Genomic DNA, 16,637 nt, shown 5'->3' on the forward strand with positions numbered 1-16,637 from the left:
GGTGGGAACACTTCAACCTGCAGACAACACGTGGGCAATCGACACCGAGCCCAGCCCGATCATGTGGGCCATGCCCCAGCGGGCCTGGGGTTGCTGTCGGCCTTCGGCCTCGCCCCGCAACTGCCGGGTGATTTCCGCCAGTTGGCCAATGCCGGTCGGCCCCAGGGGGTGGCCCATGCCGATCAGCCCCCCTGAGGCATTGATGGCGCATCGGCCACCGATCTGTGAATGCCCCTGGGCCAGGAAGCGGGCCCCTTCGCCGGGATCGCAGACACCGATGGCTTCGCTGTAGAGCAGCTCCTCGACCGAGAAGGCGTCGTGCAGTTCCAGCAGGTCCAGCTCCTTGGCCGAGATACCGGCCTGCTCGCAGGCTGCACGGGCCGACAGTTGCACCAGATCGACGGCCGACTCGCCATAGCGGGTCTCCGGTCGCTCGCTGGCCGCGGTCGAAGCCCGCACCCGGATGCAGCGACGCGCATCCAGCCCCAGTCGGCGGATGGCCTGCCCGGACACCAAGATCAGCGCCGCCCCGCCCTCGCCACGAGGGCAGCACTGCTGCACGGTGAGGTCGCCCACCACCCGGGGTGAGGCCAGGACCTGCTCCAGCGTGCGGGGCTTGCGAAATTGAGCAAATGGATTGCGCGCGGCGTTGGCGTGGTTCTTGACTGCGACGTTCGCCATCTCGGCCACGCTGGCCCCCCGTTCGCGCAGGTATTGGCGAGCCATCATGCCGAACTTGACCGCCGGGATCGTGGCGGTTTCGCTCAACCGTTCCAGGCCGTCCTTGTTGGCGGCGCGGCGGCCGTCACCATGCTTGTCGACCCCAACCGCCAACACCACATCGCTGACACCCGTGGCGATTTCCATGCAGGCCTGACGAAACGCGAATGAACCGGAGGCCGACGCGTTCTCGACCTGGGTCACACTGAGCCCCGTGGAGCCGAGGTGCCGCAACATCACCCGGCCTGCAGCCATGCCGATGGAGGTGGTTCCCACATAAGCACTCTGCACGGCAGGCCAGCTCAGACCTGCATCTGCCAGGGCCGCCCTGACCGCCGTGAGACCCAGCGCGGTATAGGGTGTCTCTGAAGGAAACTGATAGGGATGCAGCCCGATGCCGGCGATGAAGACGCCACCGTTGGCATCAAGCCAATTGCCCGCCTGGTTCGAAGTCGTGCTCATTGCGACACCTCCTCTTGCATGGGCACGAAGCGGCAGGCATAGACGCCCTCGCCAGGCTCCATTTCGGCCACGGCCTTCAAGCGCATGCCGGGCTTCAGGACGCGCTCATCCGAGACTGCGATGACGCCCTCTTCGACCACCCCTTCGGCAAGCAGGATGTCGCCAGCAATGCTGGGGGTCGGCATGCCTGGCACCAGGGGGACATGCAGGGTGACGCATTCAAGCAAGGTGCCCTGCCCGGGCAGCAGCAGCTTGTCGGCTTCGTCGATCACGGCACCGCAGTGCATGCAGCCCGGCGCATTGGCCGGAAAGCTGAAGCCGCCGCAATGGCTGCAACGCGCGAAATAGAAGTTCAACGAACTTCCATCGTCGGCCAGGGTGTACAGCGACGGATGCAATGACTTGTAGAGGATTTGGGGTTCTGTCATGTGTTCAGGATGCTTGGGGAATGGATGAGAGGTCGGACCTGTCAATCGAGCTTGGCGCCGGATTGCTGAACGACGGCCCGCCAGCGCGTCAGTTCTGACTTCACAAAGGCGGCCAACTTGGCCTCTCGCAGGCCGGAGAGCGGAACGGTGCCGAACTTCTCGCCGCTCTGCAGCATCTCGGGGTGGACGATGACCTTGGCAATTTCATCGGCCAGTCTTTTGACGATGGCGGGGGGCGTCTTGGCCGCCACAAACACAGCAGACCAGACACTGGCCTCCGCATCGGCCAGGCCCAGTTCGGCCACGGTGGGGATGTCAGGCGAACCCGACAACCGGGCCTTTGAGGTCACGGCCAGCGGCTTCAACTTCTGCGCCTGCACAAAGGGCAGCACCACCGCCGGGTAGTCAAACATCAGGTCGAGATTGCCGGCCATCAGGTCGCTCAAGGCCGGCGCACTCCCTTTGTAGGGCACGTGGGTCATCTTGATCCCCGCCGCGGATTGAAAGAGCTCGGCGGTCAGGTGCGTCCCGGTCCCCGGCCCGGCAGAGCCGAAATTGAGCTTGCCCGGATTGGCCTTGGCGTAGGCGATCAGCTCGGGCACCGTTTTGAACGGGCGCGCCGGGTTGATCACCAGCATCAACGGCGCCTCCGACAAGGCGTGCACCGGCACGAAGTCGTTCAGCGGGTCATAGCGCACGTTCTTGTACAGCGCCAGGTTGGCCGCGTGGGTGCCTTGGGTTCCGTAGATCAAGGTATAGCCGTCCGCTGGCTGCCGCACCGCCGACTCCACCCCGATGGAGCCCCCCGCTCCGGGTCGGTTGTCCACGACAACCGCCTGCCCCAACTGGGCCGACAGCAGCTTGGCGATCAGCCGCGAGGTGCTGTCCGTGATGCCCCCCGCGGGAAAGGGCACCACCAAGGTGATGGGCCGGCTGGGCCAGGCATCACTGGCTGCGTGCAGGCCTCCACTGGCCAGCGCAGCGAGCGCCATGGCAAACAGATTTCGTTTTGAAAGGGCCATCGATGTCTCCTGTTTCTTGCTAAATTTATTCGATGGATCGTAGAATACACCGACATATCGTAGAACAGCAACAGCAAATTTACAGAGATCAGCAGGCACAAATCACAACAAATGACTTAACAAAGGGAATCTGATCGCCATACCCGCAGATATCATTCGTTGGTTACTACGAAATTTCGGAGAAATTCATGCCTACGATCGTTCCAGCCGCAGCCAGAACCATGTCCTTGCTAGAAGTCTTTGCCCGTGAGCGTCGGGAGCTGTCCAACTCGGACCTCGCGCGCTTGATGGACCTGCCCGAAAGCAGTTGCTCAGACCTGCTTCACACCCTGCATGAGCTGGGCTACCTGATGCGCACCGCCCGAACCCGGCGCTTCTATCCGACCGCTCGCCTGCTCACCGTGGCCAAAGGCATCGCCGCCGGGGATTCACTGTTTGCGGTCGCCACCGAAGCCTGCGAGCTGCTGCGCGACAAGACCGGCGAGACGGGCCTGTGTGGTCGGATCGAAGGCGGTGTCGTGAAAGTGCTGGCCTTTGCCGAAGGCACCCATCCACTGCGCTACGTGGACAACGTCGGCAACAAGATCGCCCTTCATGTCTCGGCACTCGGCAAGGCCGAGCTGGCCCTGGGAACGCCTGAAGAAGCGGCACGCCAGCTTCGACTGAAGCCGCTCAAGCAGATCGCCAAAGGCACGATCACCGACCTGAAAACGCTCGAAGACCAAGTGGCACAGGCGCGGACCCTCGGTTGGAGCTGGGTCGAGAACGAGGGCTTTGACGGTCTTGCCGCCTTGGCCGTGGCGGGCTACGTCGGGGATGAGCCACTGGCCTTGTCCATTGCCGGGCCCACGGAGCGACTGCGTCAAAACCAGGAGGCCTGCCTGCAGGCATTGAAAGAGGTGCAAGCCCTTGTCTTGCACCCTGTGAGTCCAGCACCGGCACTGCGATCGGCCCCAGGGCGCCGAGGCGCAGGCACCAAGGACACGAGTCCAACCTAGAACCCAGTCATTTTCATTTCACCTACAGGAGACACATCCCATGTATTCAGTTCTGACATCCGAGCAGGAAATGTTGCGCGACAGCGTGCGCCGCTTCATGAAATCCGAGGTCGCACCTTATGTCGCGCAGCACGACAGGGACAAGTCGTTCCCGTTTGAATTGCTCGAACAGCTCTCCCAATTCGGATACATCGGGGGTCGTTTGCCTGAAGAAGAAGGCGGCATGGGCCTGGATCAGATGACCTGGGCCATGCTCATGGAAGAGGCCGGCTACACCTGGCTGTCGCTGCGGACCATGGTGAACATCACCAACGCGGCGATCAACAAGCTGGCAGCGGAGGCCAATGAAGAACAAAAGCAGCGCTTCTTGCATCCGCTGCTGAGCTCGCAACGCCGCGTCTTCAATGCCATCAGCGAGCCGGGCACGGGGTCCAACATCGCCCAAGTGCAGACCCGCGCGGATCTGGTGGGCGACCACTATGTGCTCAACGGCCGCAAACTGTGGATCACCAATGGGGTCAGTGCCGATTTCGGGATTGTGGTGGCCCGCACCTTCAGCCCCAACTGCCAGGGGCAGCTGTCCACCTTTCTGGTGGAGCGTGATGTGTCCCCCTATGAGGTGCGTCAGGTCGACACCATGGTCCTGCGCAGCACCGGCACGGCAGAACTGGGTTTCGACAACGTCAAGGTCCCGCGCGAGAACCTGTTGGGAGAAGAAGGCAACGCACTGAAGAAGATGCTGATGGGCTTGGACGGTGCCCGCGTCAACATCGCCATGGGGGCGGTCGGGGCGGCCCAGGCTGCCCTGGACCTGTCGATCGACTATGCCCGCACACGCACCCAGTTCGGCAAGCCCATCGGCAGCTTCCAACTGGTGCAGAAGCTCATCGTTGACATGACCATCCGCGTCGAAGCAGCACGTGCATTGAGCTTGCGCGCCGCGGCGGCCCTGGATGCCAATGCCGACGCCCGCATGGCCTGCTCGATCGCCAAGCTGTACGCCACCGAAGCCGCCCACGAGGTGGCCAGCATGGCCATGCAAGTGCACGGAGGCTTGGGGTATGCCACCGACTACCCGATCGAACGCATCTTCCGCGATACCCGGGGCGGCACCATTCCAGAGGGCACGACCGAGGTCCAGACCTTGATTGCAGGCCGCGAGATCCTCGGCATCTCCGCCATCGCTTGAAGCACGGGCACACCTGGCAGCAGCCGCATCGAAACACAAGACCCGGAGACACCATTGACTGATCTTTCAAGACTCATCCGCCCCCGTTCGATCGCCCTGATCGGCGCCTCTGACCGCGAGCACAGCATCGGCGAACGCACCTTGAGCAACTTGCTCGACCATTCCGAGTTCGACGGCCCGATCTACCTGGTCAATCCAGGCAAGGCGGAGATTCGAGGCCACCGTTGCTGGCCCAGCGTCGCAGCCCTTCCCGCCACCCCCGATCTGGCGGTGATCGTCGTACCCGCCTCGGGTGTGCTGACAGTCGCCGAGGAGTGTGCTGCCCGTGGCGTTGCATTTGCCATCGTGCTGACGTCGGGGTTCGGAGAGGCTGGAGAGGACGGTGAGCGAGCCCAGATTCGTCTCAAGGAAATCGCAGACGCGGGTGGGATGCGGCTCTATGGCCCCAACTGCCCTGGCCTCACCAACGTCAACCACCGGCTGGGCTTGACCTTCTCGCCCTCGTTCCCGCACGACCTGGTCAAGGGGCCCATCGGGCTGGCCACCCAGGGCGGCGGCCTGGGCCGCAACGTGATGCAGGCCATGGACCGGGGCATCGGCATCGGGCTGTGGGCGTCGACCGGCAATGAGGTCGATCTGCAGGTGGCCGACTTCATCCACTACATGGCCGATGCGCCCGACATCAAGGTGATTGTCACGCTGCTCGAAGGCATCAAGGACGGCGCCAAGTTTGTCGCGGCCGTGCAAAGGGCCGCCGCCAACGGCAAACCCGTCATCGCCCTGAAGGTGGGCAAATCAGCCTACGGCCAGAAAGCGGCCCAATCTCACACAGCCTCACTGACCGGCTCGGCCGAAGTGAACAGCGCGGTGTTCCGGCAATGCGGGGTGATCGAGGTCGACGACATCGACGAACTGGTCGATACCGCCTGGCTGTTTGCCCGCGCCACGCCTGGCCCCAGTGAAGGGGTGGCCATTTACACCTCCTCGGGTGGCACGGCCGCACTGACGGCGGACGCCGTGGGGACTTCAGGTTTGACGCTGGCCCAGTTCAGCCCTTCGACACTTGAAGTGCTGGGCACCGAACTCCCGGACTACGCGGCCATCGACAACCCGGTGGACACGACCGCGGCGGTGTTGAGTGACGCGGCGCTGATTGAAAAAACCTTGAGTGCCGTGGCGATCGATCCCAATCTGGGTTGCGTCATCGTGCCCATCGCACTGGACTACGGCAACACCACGATCCAACTGGCTCAAACCATCATCGCGGCACAAAAGGGGTGTCCAACCCCGATTGTCCCCATCTGGATGAGTGATCGCCTCGGCGAAGGCTATCGCATGCTGGTCGAAGCGGGCTTTGCGCCACCGCGCTCGGTGGGCAAGGGCATCAAGGCCATTCAGCGTTGGGTGGAATATGGCCGCTGGCGGCGTGAACACGGGGCCGACGCACCGATGAGCATCACGCCCGGACTGTCCCCGGCGGCATCCACGCGCTCCTTGTCTGAAGCCGAGGCCAAGCAACAGCTGGAAGCAGCAGGCATCCGCATGTTGCCCCGTGGCGTGGCGGGCACGGCGGACAAGGCGCTCTCGATGGCAGCCGCCATGGGCTACCCCGTGGTGGCCAAGATTGCCAGCGAGGACATCGTCCACAAATCCGACATCGGTGGCGTGAAAGTAGGCCTGCAAAACGAGGAACAACTGAAACAGGCCTGGCAGGACGTCATGGAATCGGTCCGCCAGCATCGCCCCGACGCCCGCGTGGATGGTCTTCTGATCGAGAAGATGGCACCGCAGGGCGGGCTGGAACTGATGATCGGGGTCACGCGCGACCCGGTGTTCGGCCATGTCCTGACTTTTGGCATGGGGGGCATCTACGTGGAAATTCTGCGCGACGTGACGCGGCGCACCCTGCCCCTCCCCACCGGTGCGGCCAAGGCCATGGTCCGCGAGATGCGCTGCTTTGCCCTGCTCGACGGTGCCCGGGGCCGGCCCATGGCCGACCTGGCCGCCTTGGAAGACTTGCTCGAACGCATGTCGGACTTTGTTGTCCAGAACGCAAGCCGGATCGAAGAGATGGATCTCAACCCGGTGTGGATCGGCGCTGCCGGCGAGGGTGTGCTGCCGCTGGACGCCGTGATCATCGAACGCGCAGAGCCGGGAGCCTCGGCATGACGACGCAGGCCGAGGCCTCGCCGCTGAACGGCATCACCGTGATCGACTTCAGCGAATTGCTGCCGGGCCCCTTCCTGACCCAGAACCTGGCCGAACTCGGCGCGCGCGTGATCAAGATCGAGCGCCCACCACACGGCGACAACGCGCGCCTGCTGGGCAAAGGGGGCTTTGAGGCCGTCAATCGGGGCAAGCAGAGCCTGCTGGCAGACCTCAAGGACGAGGCCCAGAGGGAGCAGGTCCGGGCCCTGATCGCGGATGCCGACGTGGTGGTCGAGTCGTACCGGCCCGGGGTCATGGCCCGCCTGGGGCTGGACGCCGAATCGCTGCGCCAGGCCCACCCTCGACTGATCTACGTGTCCATCAGTGGCTACGGCCAGTCAGGGCCCTGGGCCGATTTGCCGGGACATGACATCAACTACCTGGCGGCAGCCGGGGTTCTGGCGGTGTCGGGCCCGTCAGACGGCTCGCCGGCGCAGAGCTTTGGCCTGCCGGTGGCCGACCTGTGTGGTGCCATGTACGCCCTGAGTGCCACGCTCGCGGCCCTGCTGCAACGCGCCACCACGGGCCAAGGGCAGCACCTGGACGTGGCGCTGGCCGACTGCGTGATGCACTGGATGAACCCGCGCCTGGGTGCTTACCGGGCCGGTTCAATCCACACGTTGGCGGAACAACGGCATTCAACCCTGGTGAAGGCGGCCTACGGCGCGTTCCGCTGCCAAGATGGCCACTACCTGTCCATCGCGGCACTGGAGGACCATTTCTGGAAGCGCCTTTGCACGGTGCTCGACCTGGCCCCCTTCGACGGGGAGGCGCATCGCCATCACGAGGCCAGAAAAGCACAGGCTGATGCCATCAACCTCAGAATCGCGCAAGCGGTCGAGCGCTGGGACGCCCAGGCGCTGTTCGGCTTGTTGCAACAACATGACATCCCAGTCGCCCCGGTCGTCGCACCGTCACAACTCTCATCGCTGCCGCATTTCACCTTGCGGGAGAAGTTCGCGGCGGGAGACGTGATGCCTCTCGTGAAATTTCCTGTTCCCATGGCCGGCTTGAGTTCCGTCGAGATGGACGGGGCACCCAAGCTGGGCAGTCTGACCCGGTGAGCTATGCCGCGGCCTCCCGGCGATTCAATGGATCGCCAGGCGGCCAGAGAATCAATTCAACGGCTTTGCGCCATGGAACCCCTATGACAAAGAAACTGCCCTTCATGGATCGCCTGACCGTGCCCGCCATCGCGGCGCCCATGCTGCGCGTCTCGGGCATCGAACTGGTGTCGGCTGCATGCGAATCAGGCGTGATTGGTGCATTTCCGACCGCCAACTGCCGGTCGCTGGACGAATTCGAAAGCTGGCTGCAGCGCCTCAGCGCCGAAACCAGGGCATCGCCCCAACGCGCGCCCCACTGCCCCAACCTGATCATGCGACGCGACCCCTCCAAACTGAAGGCAGAGGTCAAGCTGATCGTGAAGCACCGGACCGAGCTGGTGATCACCAGTGTCGGCTCGCCCGAAGCCGTCATCCCGATGCTGCATGAGGGCGGCTGCCTGGTGTTCGCAGATGTCGCCTCGCTGCACCACGCGCAACGGGCCATCGAGGCTGGCGTCGATGGGCTGGTCCTGCTGTCTGCGGGGGCAGGTGGCCATACCGGATGGGCCAATCCCTTCGCCTTTGTGAGGGCCGTTCGCAAGCTGTTTGACGGGCCCATCGTCCTCTCGGGCGGTCTGTCAGACGGTGTCGCGCTGCGGGCCGCCACCGTGCTGGGCTGCGATCTGGGCTGCATCGGAACCCGCTTCATGGCCACCCAGGAAAGCCTGGCTTCGCCGACCTACAAGCAGATGCTGCTGCAAAGCTCGATCGACGACATCATGACCACACGGGCGTTCACAGGCCTGCCTGCCAATTTTCTCCGGCCGTCGATCACGGGCGTCGGCCTGGACCCCGAGCAGCTGGATGAAGGCATTTCGGTCCATGAAGCCCGGCGCCAATTTGGCGGTGGCGCCGACGGTGCCGTGATTCAACGATGGGCAGATCTCTGGAGCGCCGGGCACACCGTGTCTGGCGTGGAATCGTTGCCCCCGGTGGCCGAGCTGATCCGGACACTGCAGGCGGAATTCGAACACGTCTTCTGAAGCGCACGGGTCGCCCGCCATCACCGACTGTCACCCACGCTCAGACACTGCGCCCTCCGCCCCCGACCTCACGCACTGGCCAACAGCTGGCCCAAACCCTGTTGCTGCAGGGTCTGATAGAGCGAGAGCGCCTGCTGGGTGGCGCTGGGGGTCGATGTAGACGTGGATGAGGACGCCGCAGACGAGGCGGTGTCACCCGATGATGCGGTGCCTCCGGCCAGGCCCAGATCACTCAGCGACAGCTGGTTCTGGTACTGGGTGGAGAGATCGGCCAGGCTGCTCAGCAGGCTGCCGGGGTCGCCCCCCAGCGAGCCAAGCAGGGTGGAGGTGCCGGCCAGATCGGTGTTTTGCAAGGCAAGGTTGCTGCTGCTGGACAGGCCCAGCGCGGCACTGGCCGCATCCGCCAGCGCCTGGCTGCCGCTGTTGCTGCCCTGGCCTGAGGCCTGCAGGGCCAGCGCATCAAGCTGTTGCAGAGACTGCTGCAGATCTGCCCCTGTACCGGTGGCGCTGCCCAGCAGGGTGGCGTTGTCCTGCAAGGCCAGGGCCTGATCGGAAATCTGCACCACTGTGCTGGACAAGGTGCCGGACGAGGTGCCGGAGGCCGCCGAACTGCCTTTGCCGGCCGCCCCCAGCGTCAGCAGCCCTGACTGGTACAGGGACTGCAGGTAGGGCAACTGGCTGGTGGCCGTTGACGAGGCGGCTGGTGAGAAAGCAGAAGACAGGCTCATGGCAGCAGAAGGAAGGGTGGGCCCGCACACTGATGCAGGCCCCTACCCTGTTCAGCCTAGGCGGTGCGCCCCGTCCTTTCCAGCAACTTTACCCAAGCGGTACAGCGCCCTGCTCAGGCCACTGATCCTTCACCTTCAGGATCTCTGGCAGCAGGTCGATGAACAACTGCACCAGCGCAGGATCAAAATGCCGGCCCGACTCTTTTTGCAGCAGCTCGATGGCCTGCTCGACCGGCCAGGCCGCCTTGTAAGGACGCTCGTTGGTCAGGGCATCAAACACGTCGGCAATCGCCACAATGCGGCCCTCCAGGGCGATGGCCTCGCCCTGAAGGCCTTGCGGGTAGCCGCTGCCGTCCCACTTCTCGTGGTGGGTCAGGGCCACACGGCGGGCCATCTGCAGCAGCGTGGAGGTGTGCTCGCCGATGATGGCGGCCCCCATCTCAGGGTGGCGGCGCATGATTTGCCATTGCTCGGCGTCCAACGGTCCGTTCTTCAACAGCACCGCATCGGGGATGCCGATCTTGCCCACATCGTGCATGGCCGCTGCGTGCAGCAACTCATCCGCGTGGTCGGGTGAGAAGCCCAGGGCCAGGGCCATGAGGCGGGCATAGTGGCTCATGCGGATCACGTGGCGACCCGTCTCGTTGTCCTTGTATTCGGCCGCACGGCCCAGGCGCTGCACGATTTCGAGCCGGCTCTGCTTGAGGTCTTCCACCCGCACCAGCGACAGGTGGGTGCGCACCCGGGCCCGCACGATGGGCGGGCTGACCGGTTTGGTCACGTAGTCGACCGCCCCGGCCTCGAAGCCCTCGGCCTCGTGGCTTTCGTCGGCCAGCGCGGTGACAAAGATCACCGGAATGGCGGCGGTACCGGGCTGGGCCTTGAGCTGGCGGCAGACCTCCAGCCCGCTCAGGCCGGGCATCATCACATCGAGCAGGATCAACTGGGGCTGCTCCTGCTGGGCCAATTGCAGGGCCTTCTCGCCATCACGCGCAAACAGCAGGCGGTAGTCGGCCTGCAGAATCTGCTTGAGCACCTGCAGGTTGGTCGGCTCGTCGTCCACCAGCAACAGGCGGGGCCGCCGGTCTGGCAATGGGCTGACAGGGGCAGGGCCTGAGTTCATGTCGGGGCTCCGGGTTCGGAGGGGGTCAAGTGCTTCAACAAGGCATCAACCTGGTGCAGGGCTTGGTCGAAATCAAAGCTGTCGACGGCGGCCTGCAAGGCCTCGCGTCGATCAGCATCCACTGCAGCATACACACGCTGCAAGGCGTCTTCTGCCAACTCACCGCGCTGCAGATGTGCCTGTAAGGTGCGCAGGTCGTCGGGCTGCAACAAAGGACTGCCCTGGGCCTCGAAGGCTGTGACCGGAGCTGCAGGCAAACGGTCCAGCAGAGCCTGCATCTCGGCGCGCAGGGCGGCCCACTGCGCCTGGGGCCGGGCCAGGGCGCCTTGCTCCAATTCGGCGGCCAGGGCCTGCACGCGGGGCAAGGCCAGATTGGCCGCGGCGCCCTGCAGGCGATGCGCTGTGGCCCGCTGGACCGGTTCATCGCCCGGTGGCACCCCCGGTGGCAGCCCTTTGAGGGCCTCGGTCAGAAACTGGCGGATGCGGGTCTGCAGGGTCTGTACATCGCCCCAGAGTTCCGCGCCGCGGGCCCAGTCCACGCCCTCGGCCTGGCCGTCTTCAGCCTGCGGACCCGAGGCCGGCACGGCCGCAGCGGCCTGGGGGTTGATGGCCAGACCCGTGACACGCGCGATCTCAGCCAGCAGACGCGGCAGTTCGACCGGCTTCACGGCAAAACCATTCATGCCAGCATCCAGGGTGGCGCGGCGGTCTTCCTCCAGCACACTGGCCGTGAGGGCCACCACCGGCACCGGGGGGCGCGCGCTCTGACGCTCCCATTGCCGGAGGCGCCGGGTGGCGGCCAGGCCGTCCAGCAAGGGCATTTGCACATCCATGAGGATCACGTCAAAAGACTGGCTCTGCGCCAGGGCCAGCGCCTGCTCACCGTCCGAGGCGGTGGCCAACTGATGCCCCAATCGGCCCAAGCGCAGTGTGAGCAGCTCCAGGTTCTGCGGCACATCGTCGGCCACCAGGATGCGCAATGGCGGCAGGCTCAGCCCGCCGCCTGCGTCATTCGTTGGGGCAGGCGCCTTGCCCAACGGGAGCGGCACCTGCACCGTGAAGGTGCTGCCCTGCCCCAGGGTGCTGCTGACGCTGATGTCACCGCCCATCAGCTGCACCAGCTGGCGGGCGATGGTGGTGCCCAGGCCGGTGCCGCCAAAGCGGCGGGTCATGGAGGCATCGGCCTGCGCAAAGGGGTCAAAGATGCGTTCCAGCCGATCGGCCGGGATGCCGATGCCGGTGTCGCAGACCTGCACCTGCAAGGCCTGAGCCTGAGTCTGGCCGAGGTAGTGCACCACCAGCCGCACCTGCCCCTGCTCGGTGAACTTGATGGCATTGCCCAGCAGGTTCAGCAGCACCTGCTGCAGCCGCAGCGCATCGCCCACAAAGAACTCGGGCAGTTCATCAGGGTAGTCCAGGGTCAGACCCAGGCCTTTGGCGGACGCTCCCAGGCGCAGGGTGGCCAGCAGATCGCGGCAGAGTTCGCGCAGCGAAAAGTCCCGTGGCTCCAGCACCACCGAGCCATGCTCCATCTTGGCCGTGTCGAGGATATCGTTGAGGAGGCTCAGCAGAGATCGGGCGGACCGGTTGATGATGTTGAGGTGTTGGCGCTGGGCCTCGCTGAGCTGGCTTTCCAGCACCACCTCGGTGAAGCCGATGATCGCGTTCATGGGGGTTCGGATCTCGTGGCTCATGTTGGCCAGGAAGGTGCTCTTGCTGGCGGCCGCCTGCTCAGCCTTGTCCTTGGCCAGGCGCAGGGCCAGCTCCATGGCGTGGCGCTCGCTCAGGTCGTTGACGAACTTGATGATGCGCCGCGGCGCCCCGTCGGCATCCAAAATGGGACTGTAGGTGGCATGGATCCAGATGTCCTTGCGGTGCTTGCCCAGGCGGCGGTATTCGCCGCCGCGGAACTCGCCGCGCCGCAGCGCCTGCCAATGTTCGGCGTAGGCCGGCCCAGCCACCTCTTCGGGCAGACACAGCAGACGGTGGTGTTGCCCGATCAGTTCGTGCGGTGAATAGCCCACAAGGTGAAAAAACTTGTCGCTGGCATTGAGGATGCGGCCCTCCAGGTCGAACTCAATCACCACCAGCGCCCGGTTGATGGCCTGCACCACACTCTCGAAGTCGGCGTTGCGCAGCTTGGCATCGGTGATGTCCATCAGGATACCGTCCACCCAACGCTGCCGGCGCTGCGCGTCGCGCACCGCGGCCGAGGTTTCAGACACCCAGTGCTCAACGCCGCCACGGCTCAGCAGGCGGTACTCCAGGGCGCAAGCACCCGTCTCCGCCAGCGCTTGCTGGCGCAGGCGCTGCACCCGCTCACGATCGGCGGGGTGGATCAGTGCCTCCAGCTGCACCTCGCCGGCCATGAAAGCCACCACCGGCCACCCGGTGAGTGGCTCTGCGGCATCGCTGATGAACACCAACTCACCCCAGCCCCGCTCACGCTGGTAAGCACAGCGGAAAGTGACCCCAGGAATGTTGGCAATGAGGCTGCGGTGCTGGTGCTCGCTCTCGGCCAGGGCGTTTTCGATGCGCTGGCGCTCGGTGAGGTCGGTCACAAAGGCCACCCACAGCGATTCATCGGCATCGGGGGCCTGGCCCAGGGCCAGCCGGATGGGCAGCAGACGACCGTCCATGCGCTGCGCGGTCAACTCACGCACCCCTGGCACCAGGCCTGGGTGCGCCGGCCCCTCCGGGTGATCGCCAGCGCCACGCAGTTCGGGCAGCAACACGTTGATCGAAAGCCCCGTCAACTGGGCGGCCGGCGCGCCAAAGAGCTGCTCAGCCGCCGGGTTGAGCGTCAGGATCACCCCTTGCGGGTTCATGCTGATCACCCCATCGGCGGCCGTGTTCAGAATGGCCAGCAGCCGGGCCTGGCTGCGGGCCAGGTGCCGGTACACCTGGCGATAACGCAACGCCGCATTGACAGCCGCCGTCATCGCGCAGATGAGCAGGGTGATCAGGGCGATGGTCAGCGCCAGGCTGCTGCTTCTGCCCAGATCCGCCACAAAGCCGGGCTCGTCCTGCCCCACAAAGCGGGCGGCCGCCATGGCGGTGTAATGCATGCCCGAAATCGCCAGCCCCATGACCCCGCCCCCCAGCGCGATGGCCTGCCCAGCCGTCAGCCGGCGGCGCCGTGCCAACTCGAAACGGATCCACAAGGCCAGTACCGCCAGCCCCACGGCCACCCCCAGCGAGGCAGCAAACCAGAGCGGGTCGTAGCGCAGCACCGGGGCCATCTGGAGTGCGGCCATGCCGCCGTAGTGCATGAGGCCGATGCCGGCCCCCACCAGCGCCCCGCCCAACACCAGTTGCCCACGCCGCACCTGCCGCCGCGACAGCACCCAAAGCGCCACATAAGAGGCCCCCAGGCTGGGCAGCATCGAACCAATGGTGATGGCCGGCGAGTAACGCACCGTGGTGCACAGCTGAAAAGCCAGCATGCCGATGAAGTGCATGGCCCACACCCCGGCGCCCAAGGACAGCGCCCCCGTGCCCAGGGCGATGCGCGCCAGCCCCAACTGGCTGCTGCGCCGCGCAATACCCGCCAGTTGCAAGGCCATGGCCGACGACAGCATGGCCACCAGCACCGACAACAGCACCAGCCAGGGCTCATGCTGCCCTTGCAGAAGACCCGCGTCGGCAGGGCCGAAATAGAAGAAAGACGAGAGCAAAGCAGGCCCGTGACGAATCCAAAAATATCATTTTGGCAAATTGACGAAGGCTTGTGAGATTCAAGGGCACTGCCACGGGATGGGGCATTCAAGATCAAGGCTGACCCAAGCCTTGGCGCAGCCCATGACGCTGACCGCTGGCCCTCCTTGAAAGGATCAGACCCGCCCAACTGGGTTGATGACCGCCTGCGGGCAGGCCAACCATGACCAGGCTGAGCGGCCTGGCGGCAGCCAGCACATCCTTGACGCAGGTTTCGTCATCACGGTGCCTCGGCATCGTGAGGGCCAGGGCGGCCACGACGGTGCCTTGAACACGGCCGCATAGGGGATCCAGGCCCTGGCTCAAGACCGGGGCCCGCCTGCCCCGTGTCTCCGCTGCCATGTTGATCCCTGCAAAACACCCATCTCAAAGCTGGCTCATGCCGCCATCTGCAATGATCTCGGTGCCCACGATGAAGGTCGACTCCTGCGACACCAGGTGCAGCACGGTGGCCGCAATCTCTTCCGGGCGGCCGAAGCGACCCAGCGGAATCTGCGTCTGGATGCTGGTGGCCATGGCCTGCAACTGGTTCGCCGCCAGGCCCAGCTTGCCATACAGCGGTGTCGTCACCGGGCCCGGGCTCACCACGTTGACCCGCACCCCTTGCGGCAGCAGCTCGGCTGACAGGGTTTTGGCCAATGACACCAGCGCAGCCTTGCTGGCCGCGTAGACACTGGAATTCGGCATGCCGATGTGGGCATTGATTGAGCCGTTCAGAACAATGGACCCGCCTCGCGTCATCAAGGGGGCCAGGCCCTGGATCAGGAAATACGGGCCTTTGACATTGGTGTCGAAACTGCGGTCCCACAAAGACTCGTCGATTTGCGCGAACGGCCCGAATTGGGCCACGCCGGCGTTGATGAACACGCCATCGATCACACCCATCTGCGATTGCAGGCGGGCCACCAGCGCCGCCTGCGCCGACACCTCACCGGCATCGCTGACCCAGGCCAGCGCGTCGGGCCCCAACTCGGCTTTCACACGGTCGAGGCTTTCGACGTCACGGCCGGTGATGGCCACGCGAGCGCCCTCACGGGCGAAGGCGATGGCCGCCGCGGCTATTCCTGCAAATTAAAGTCGTAAACACTGAGTCAATGTTCATGCGGGCTGCAGCAGCATAGCGCCAACCGCTCACGACGCTAAAGTCGTAAACAGCTCTCAGCTTGCCTTCCGATGCATACATTTCCCCTCTGCACCACAGGGTTTTGACATCACGATCCACGTCTGGACTTCAGGACGGCCTGCTGATAGGCATAGGTTTGCTCCTTGCTCACCCCTGTGCTGTCAAGTGTTGCCTTGCCATCGAGATCCAGAGTTCGAGCACAGGCTCATTGAGATCAGATGTTTCGTTCAATCCCTCGTAAAGCGCCATTCCACGCAGCACACAAAAGTTGAGTCTCAAAAACGTGGAAGCCTTGTCCAGATCTCCGTCCAGCCCTGCAACGCGGCGAAACATGTCATCGCGTGCCACAGTCCAGTTGGCCAGCAATTCTTGAAGCTTGGTGCGCAAAGGACCATCGTGCCGGGCAGCAAGCATGAGCTCGATGGCAGCAATGTAATCGGGTCGGTTGAAGACTTCCCGCCACAGGTAGCGCACAGTGTCCTCCAGCGTGGGAGTACCGTCGTTTTGGCTCATCAACTGCAGCCGACGCTCTCTCCAGCCGTCGAGCAAGTATTCGAACGCAGCGGCCAAGATGTCGACCTTGGTTGGGAAATGATGGGTTTGCGCGCCCTTCGAGACCTGGGCGTGCTGTGCGATTGAAGCTGTCGTGACACGCTCATAACCCACTTCCGACAGGAGCTGCAAAGCCGACTCGCACAGCTTTTGGCGGGTCTCTCCACTGCGCTCCGCGTGACTGCGTCGAGGGGGCTTGCTCTGCTTGGCCTTCAATTCCGCTGATTCCGTGAGGTTCCTGTCCATCAGTCGAATTGTCATCTTTGTCTCAGGCGTTC

The 16,637-nt window shown here is 64.5% G+C and carries 13 protein-coding genes; 5 read left to right on the top strand and 8 right to left on the bottom strand.

Annotation, left to right across the window (positions count from 1 at the left end; genetic code table 11):
• Nucleotides 1-12: 12 nt before the first annotated feature.
• The 3 genes from AC07PT_RS20530 to AC07PT_RS20540 are packed head-to-tail and all read right to left on the bottom strand — an operon-like array spanning nt 13 to nt 2,632.
• Entirely contained in the window at nt 13-1,182 is a 1,170-nt protein-coding gene (locus AC07PT_RS20530; RefSeq protein WP_492347556.1) for a thiolase family protein, read from the bottom strand.
• Complete coding sequence (locus AC07PT_RS20535) at nt 1,179-1,610, bottom strand: Zn-ribbon domain-containing OB-fold protein (protein WP_492347555.1); 432 nt, start codon at nt 1,608-1,610, stop codon at nt 1,179-1,181. The genes AC07PT_RS20530 and AC07PT_RS20535 overlap by 4 nt, the downstream gene beginning before the upstream one ends.
• A gap of 41 nt (nt 1,611-1,651) precedes the next feature.
• A complete protein-coding gene (locus AC07PT_RS20540; protein WP_492347554.1) occupies nt 1,652-2,632 on the bottom strand; it encodes a Bug family tripartite tricarboxylate transporter substrate binding protein in 981 nt (326 codons plus the stop codon).
• 188 nt (nt 2,633-2,820) lie between these two features.
• Between AC07PT_RS20540 and AC07PT_RS20545 the strand changes: the two genes are divergently transcribed.
• The 5 genes from AC07PT_RS20545 (at nt 2,821) to AC07PT_RS20565 (ending at nt 9,116) form a co-directional block, all read left to right on the top strand.
• A complete protein-coding gene (locus tag AC07PT_RS20545; RefSeq protein WP_492347553.1) occupies nt 2,821-3,630 on the top strand; it encodes an IclR family transcriptional regulator in 810 nt (269 codons plus the stop codon).
• A 40-nt stretch (nt 3,631-3,670) separates the two neighbouring features.
• Complete coding sequence (locus tag AC07PT_RS20550) at nt 3,671-4,819, top strand: acyl-CoA dehydrogenase family protein (protein WP_492347552.1); 1,149 nt, start codon at nt 3,671-3,673, stop codon at nt 4,817-4,819.
• 54 nt (nt 4,820-4,873) lie between these two features.
• Nucleotides 4,874-6,988, top strand: coding sequence for an acetate--CoA ligase family protein (locus AC07PT_RS20555; protein ID WP_494657921.1), 2,115 nt, complete (start codon nt 4,874-4,876; stop codon nt 6,986-6,988).
• Entirely contained in the window at nt 6,985-8,091 is a 1,107-nt protein-coding gene (locus AC07PT_RS20560; protein WP_494657922.1) for a CaiB/BaiF CoA transferase family protein, read from the top strand. The genes AC07PT_RS20555 and AC07PT_RS20560 overlap by 4 nt, the downstream gene beginning before the upstream one ends.
• Nucleotides 8,092-8,174: 83 nt before the next feature.
• Nucleotides 8,175-9,116, top strand: coding sequence for an NAD(P)H-dependent flavin oxidoreductase (locus AC07PT_RS20565; protein ID WP_494657923.1), 942 nt, complete (start codon nt 8,175-8,177; stop codon nt 9,114-9,116).
• A gap of 68 nt (nt 9,117-9,184) precedes the next feature.
• Here AC07PT_RS20565 and AC07PT_RS20570 read toward each other — a convergent pair whose 3' ends face one another.
• The 5 genes from AC07PT_RS20570 to AC07PT_RS20590 all read right to left on the bottom strand — a co-directional run bounded on the left by AC07PT_RS20570 (nt 9,185) and on the right by AC07PT_RS20590 (nt 16,620).
• Nucleotides 9,185-9,844 (bottom strand): hypothetical protein, encoded by a 660-nt coding sequence (locus tag AC07PT_RS20570; protein ID WP_494657924.1) that lies wholly within the window; start codon nt 9,842-9,844, stop codon nt 9,185-9,187.
• 88 nt (nt 9,845-9,932) lie between these two features.
• Complete coding sequence (locus AC07PT_RS20575; RefSeq protein ID WP_494657925.1) at nt 9,933-10,967, bottom strand: HD domain-containing phosphohydrolase; 1,035 nt, start codon at nt 10,965-10,967, stop codon at nt 9,933-9,935.
• Nucleotides 10,964-14,644: an MHYT domain-containing protein gene (locus AC07PT_RS20580; RefSeq protein WP_494657926.1), complete on the bottom strand. Its 3,681-nt coding sequence runs from the start codon at nt 14,642-14,644 to the stop codon at nt 10,964-10,966. Before AC07PT_RS20580 ends, AC07PT_RS20575 begins: the two co-directional genes overlap by 4 nt.
• A gap of 406 nt (nt 14,645-15,050) precedes the next feature.
• Nucleotides 15,051-15,746 carry an SDR family oxidoreductase gene (locus AC07PT_RS20585; protein ID WP_494657993.1) on the bottom strand — a complete coding sequence of 232 codons (696 nt, stop codon included), beginning with the start codon at nt 15,744-15,746 and terminating at the stop codon, nt 15,051-15,053.
• 208 nt (nt 15,747-15,954) lie between these two features.
• Nucleotides 15,955-16,620 (bottom strand): TetR/AcrR family transcriptional regulator, encoded by a 666-nt coding sequence (locus AC07PT_RS20590; RefSeq protein ID WP_494657927.1) that lies wholly within the window; start codon nt 16,618-16,620, stop codon nt 15,955-15,957.
• Nucleotides 16,621-16,637 lie beyond the last annotated feature (17 nt).

It is taken from the genome of Curvibacter sp. GW821-FHT09D12, assembly GCF_059416245.1.

What these genes read in the sequence shown, in the direction of transcription:
- AC07PT_RS20530 (WP_492347556.1), bottom strand. Translation starts at nt 1,182, where the DNA reads ATGAGCACGACTTCGAACCAGGCGGGCAATTGGCTTGATGCCAACGGT.
- AC07PT_RS20535 (WP_492347555.1), bottom strand. Translation starts at nt 1,610, where the DNA reads ATGACAGAACCCCAAATCCTCTACAAGTCATTGCATCCGTCGCTGTAC.
- AC07PT_RS20540 (WP_492347554.1), bottom strand. Translation starts at nt 2,632, where the DNA reads ATGGCCCTTTCAAAACGAAATCTGTTTGCCATGGCGCTCGCTGCGCTG.
- AC07PT_RS20545 (WP_492347553.1), top strand. Translation starts at nt 2,821, where the DNA reads ATGCCTACGATCGTTCCAGCCGCAGCCAGAACCATGTCCTTGCTAGAA.
- AC07PT_RS20550 (WP_492347552.1), top strand. Translation starts at nt 3,671, where the DNA reads ATGTATTCAGTTCTGACATCCGAGCAGGAAATGTTGCGCGACAGCGTG.
- AC07PT_RS20560 (WP_494657922.1), top strand. Translation starts at nt 6,985, where the DNA reads ATGACGACGCAGGCCGAGGCCTCGCCGCTGAACGGCATCACCGTGATC.
- AC07PT_RS20565 (WP_494657923.1), top strand. Translation starts at nt 8,175, where the DNA reads ATGACAAAGAAACTGCCCTTCATGGATCGCCTGACCGTGCCCGCCATC.
- AC07PT_RS20570 (WP_494657924.1), bottom strand. Translation starts at nt 9,844, where the DNA reads ATGAGCCTGTCTTCTGCTTTCTCACCAGCCGCCTCGTCAACGGCCACC.
- AC07PT_RS20575 (WP_494657925.1), bottom strand. Translation starts at nt 10,967, where the DNA reads ATGAACTCAGGCCCTGCCCCTGTCAGCCCATTGCCAGACCGGCGGCCC.
- AC07PT_RS20590 (WP_494657927.1), bottom strand. Translation starts at nt 16,620, where the DNA reads ATGACAATTCGACTGATGGACAGGAACCTCACGGAATCAGCGGAATTG.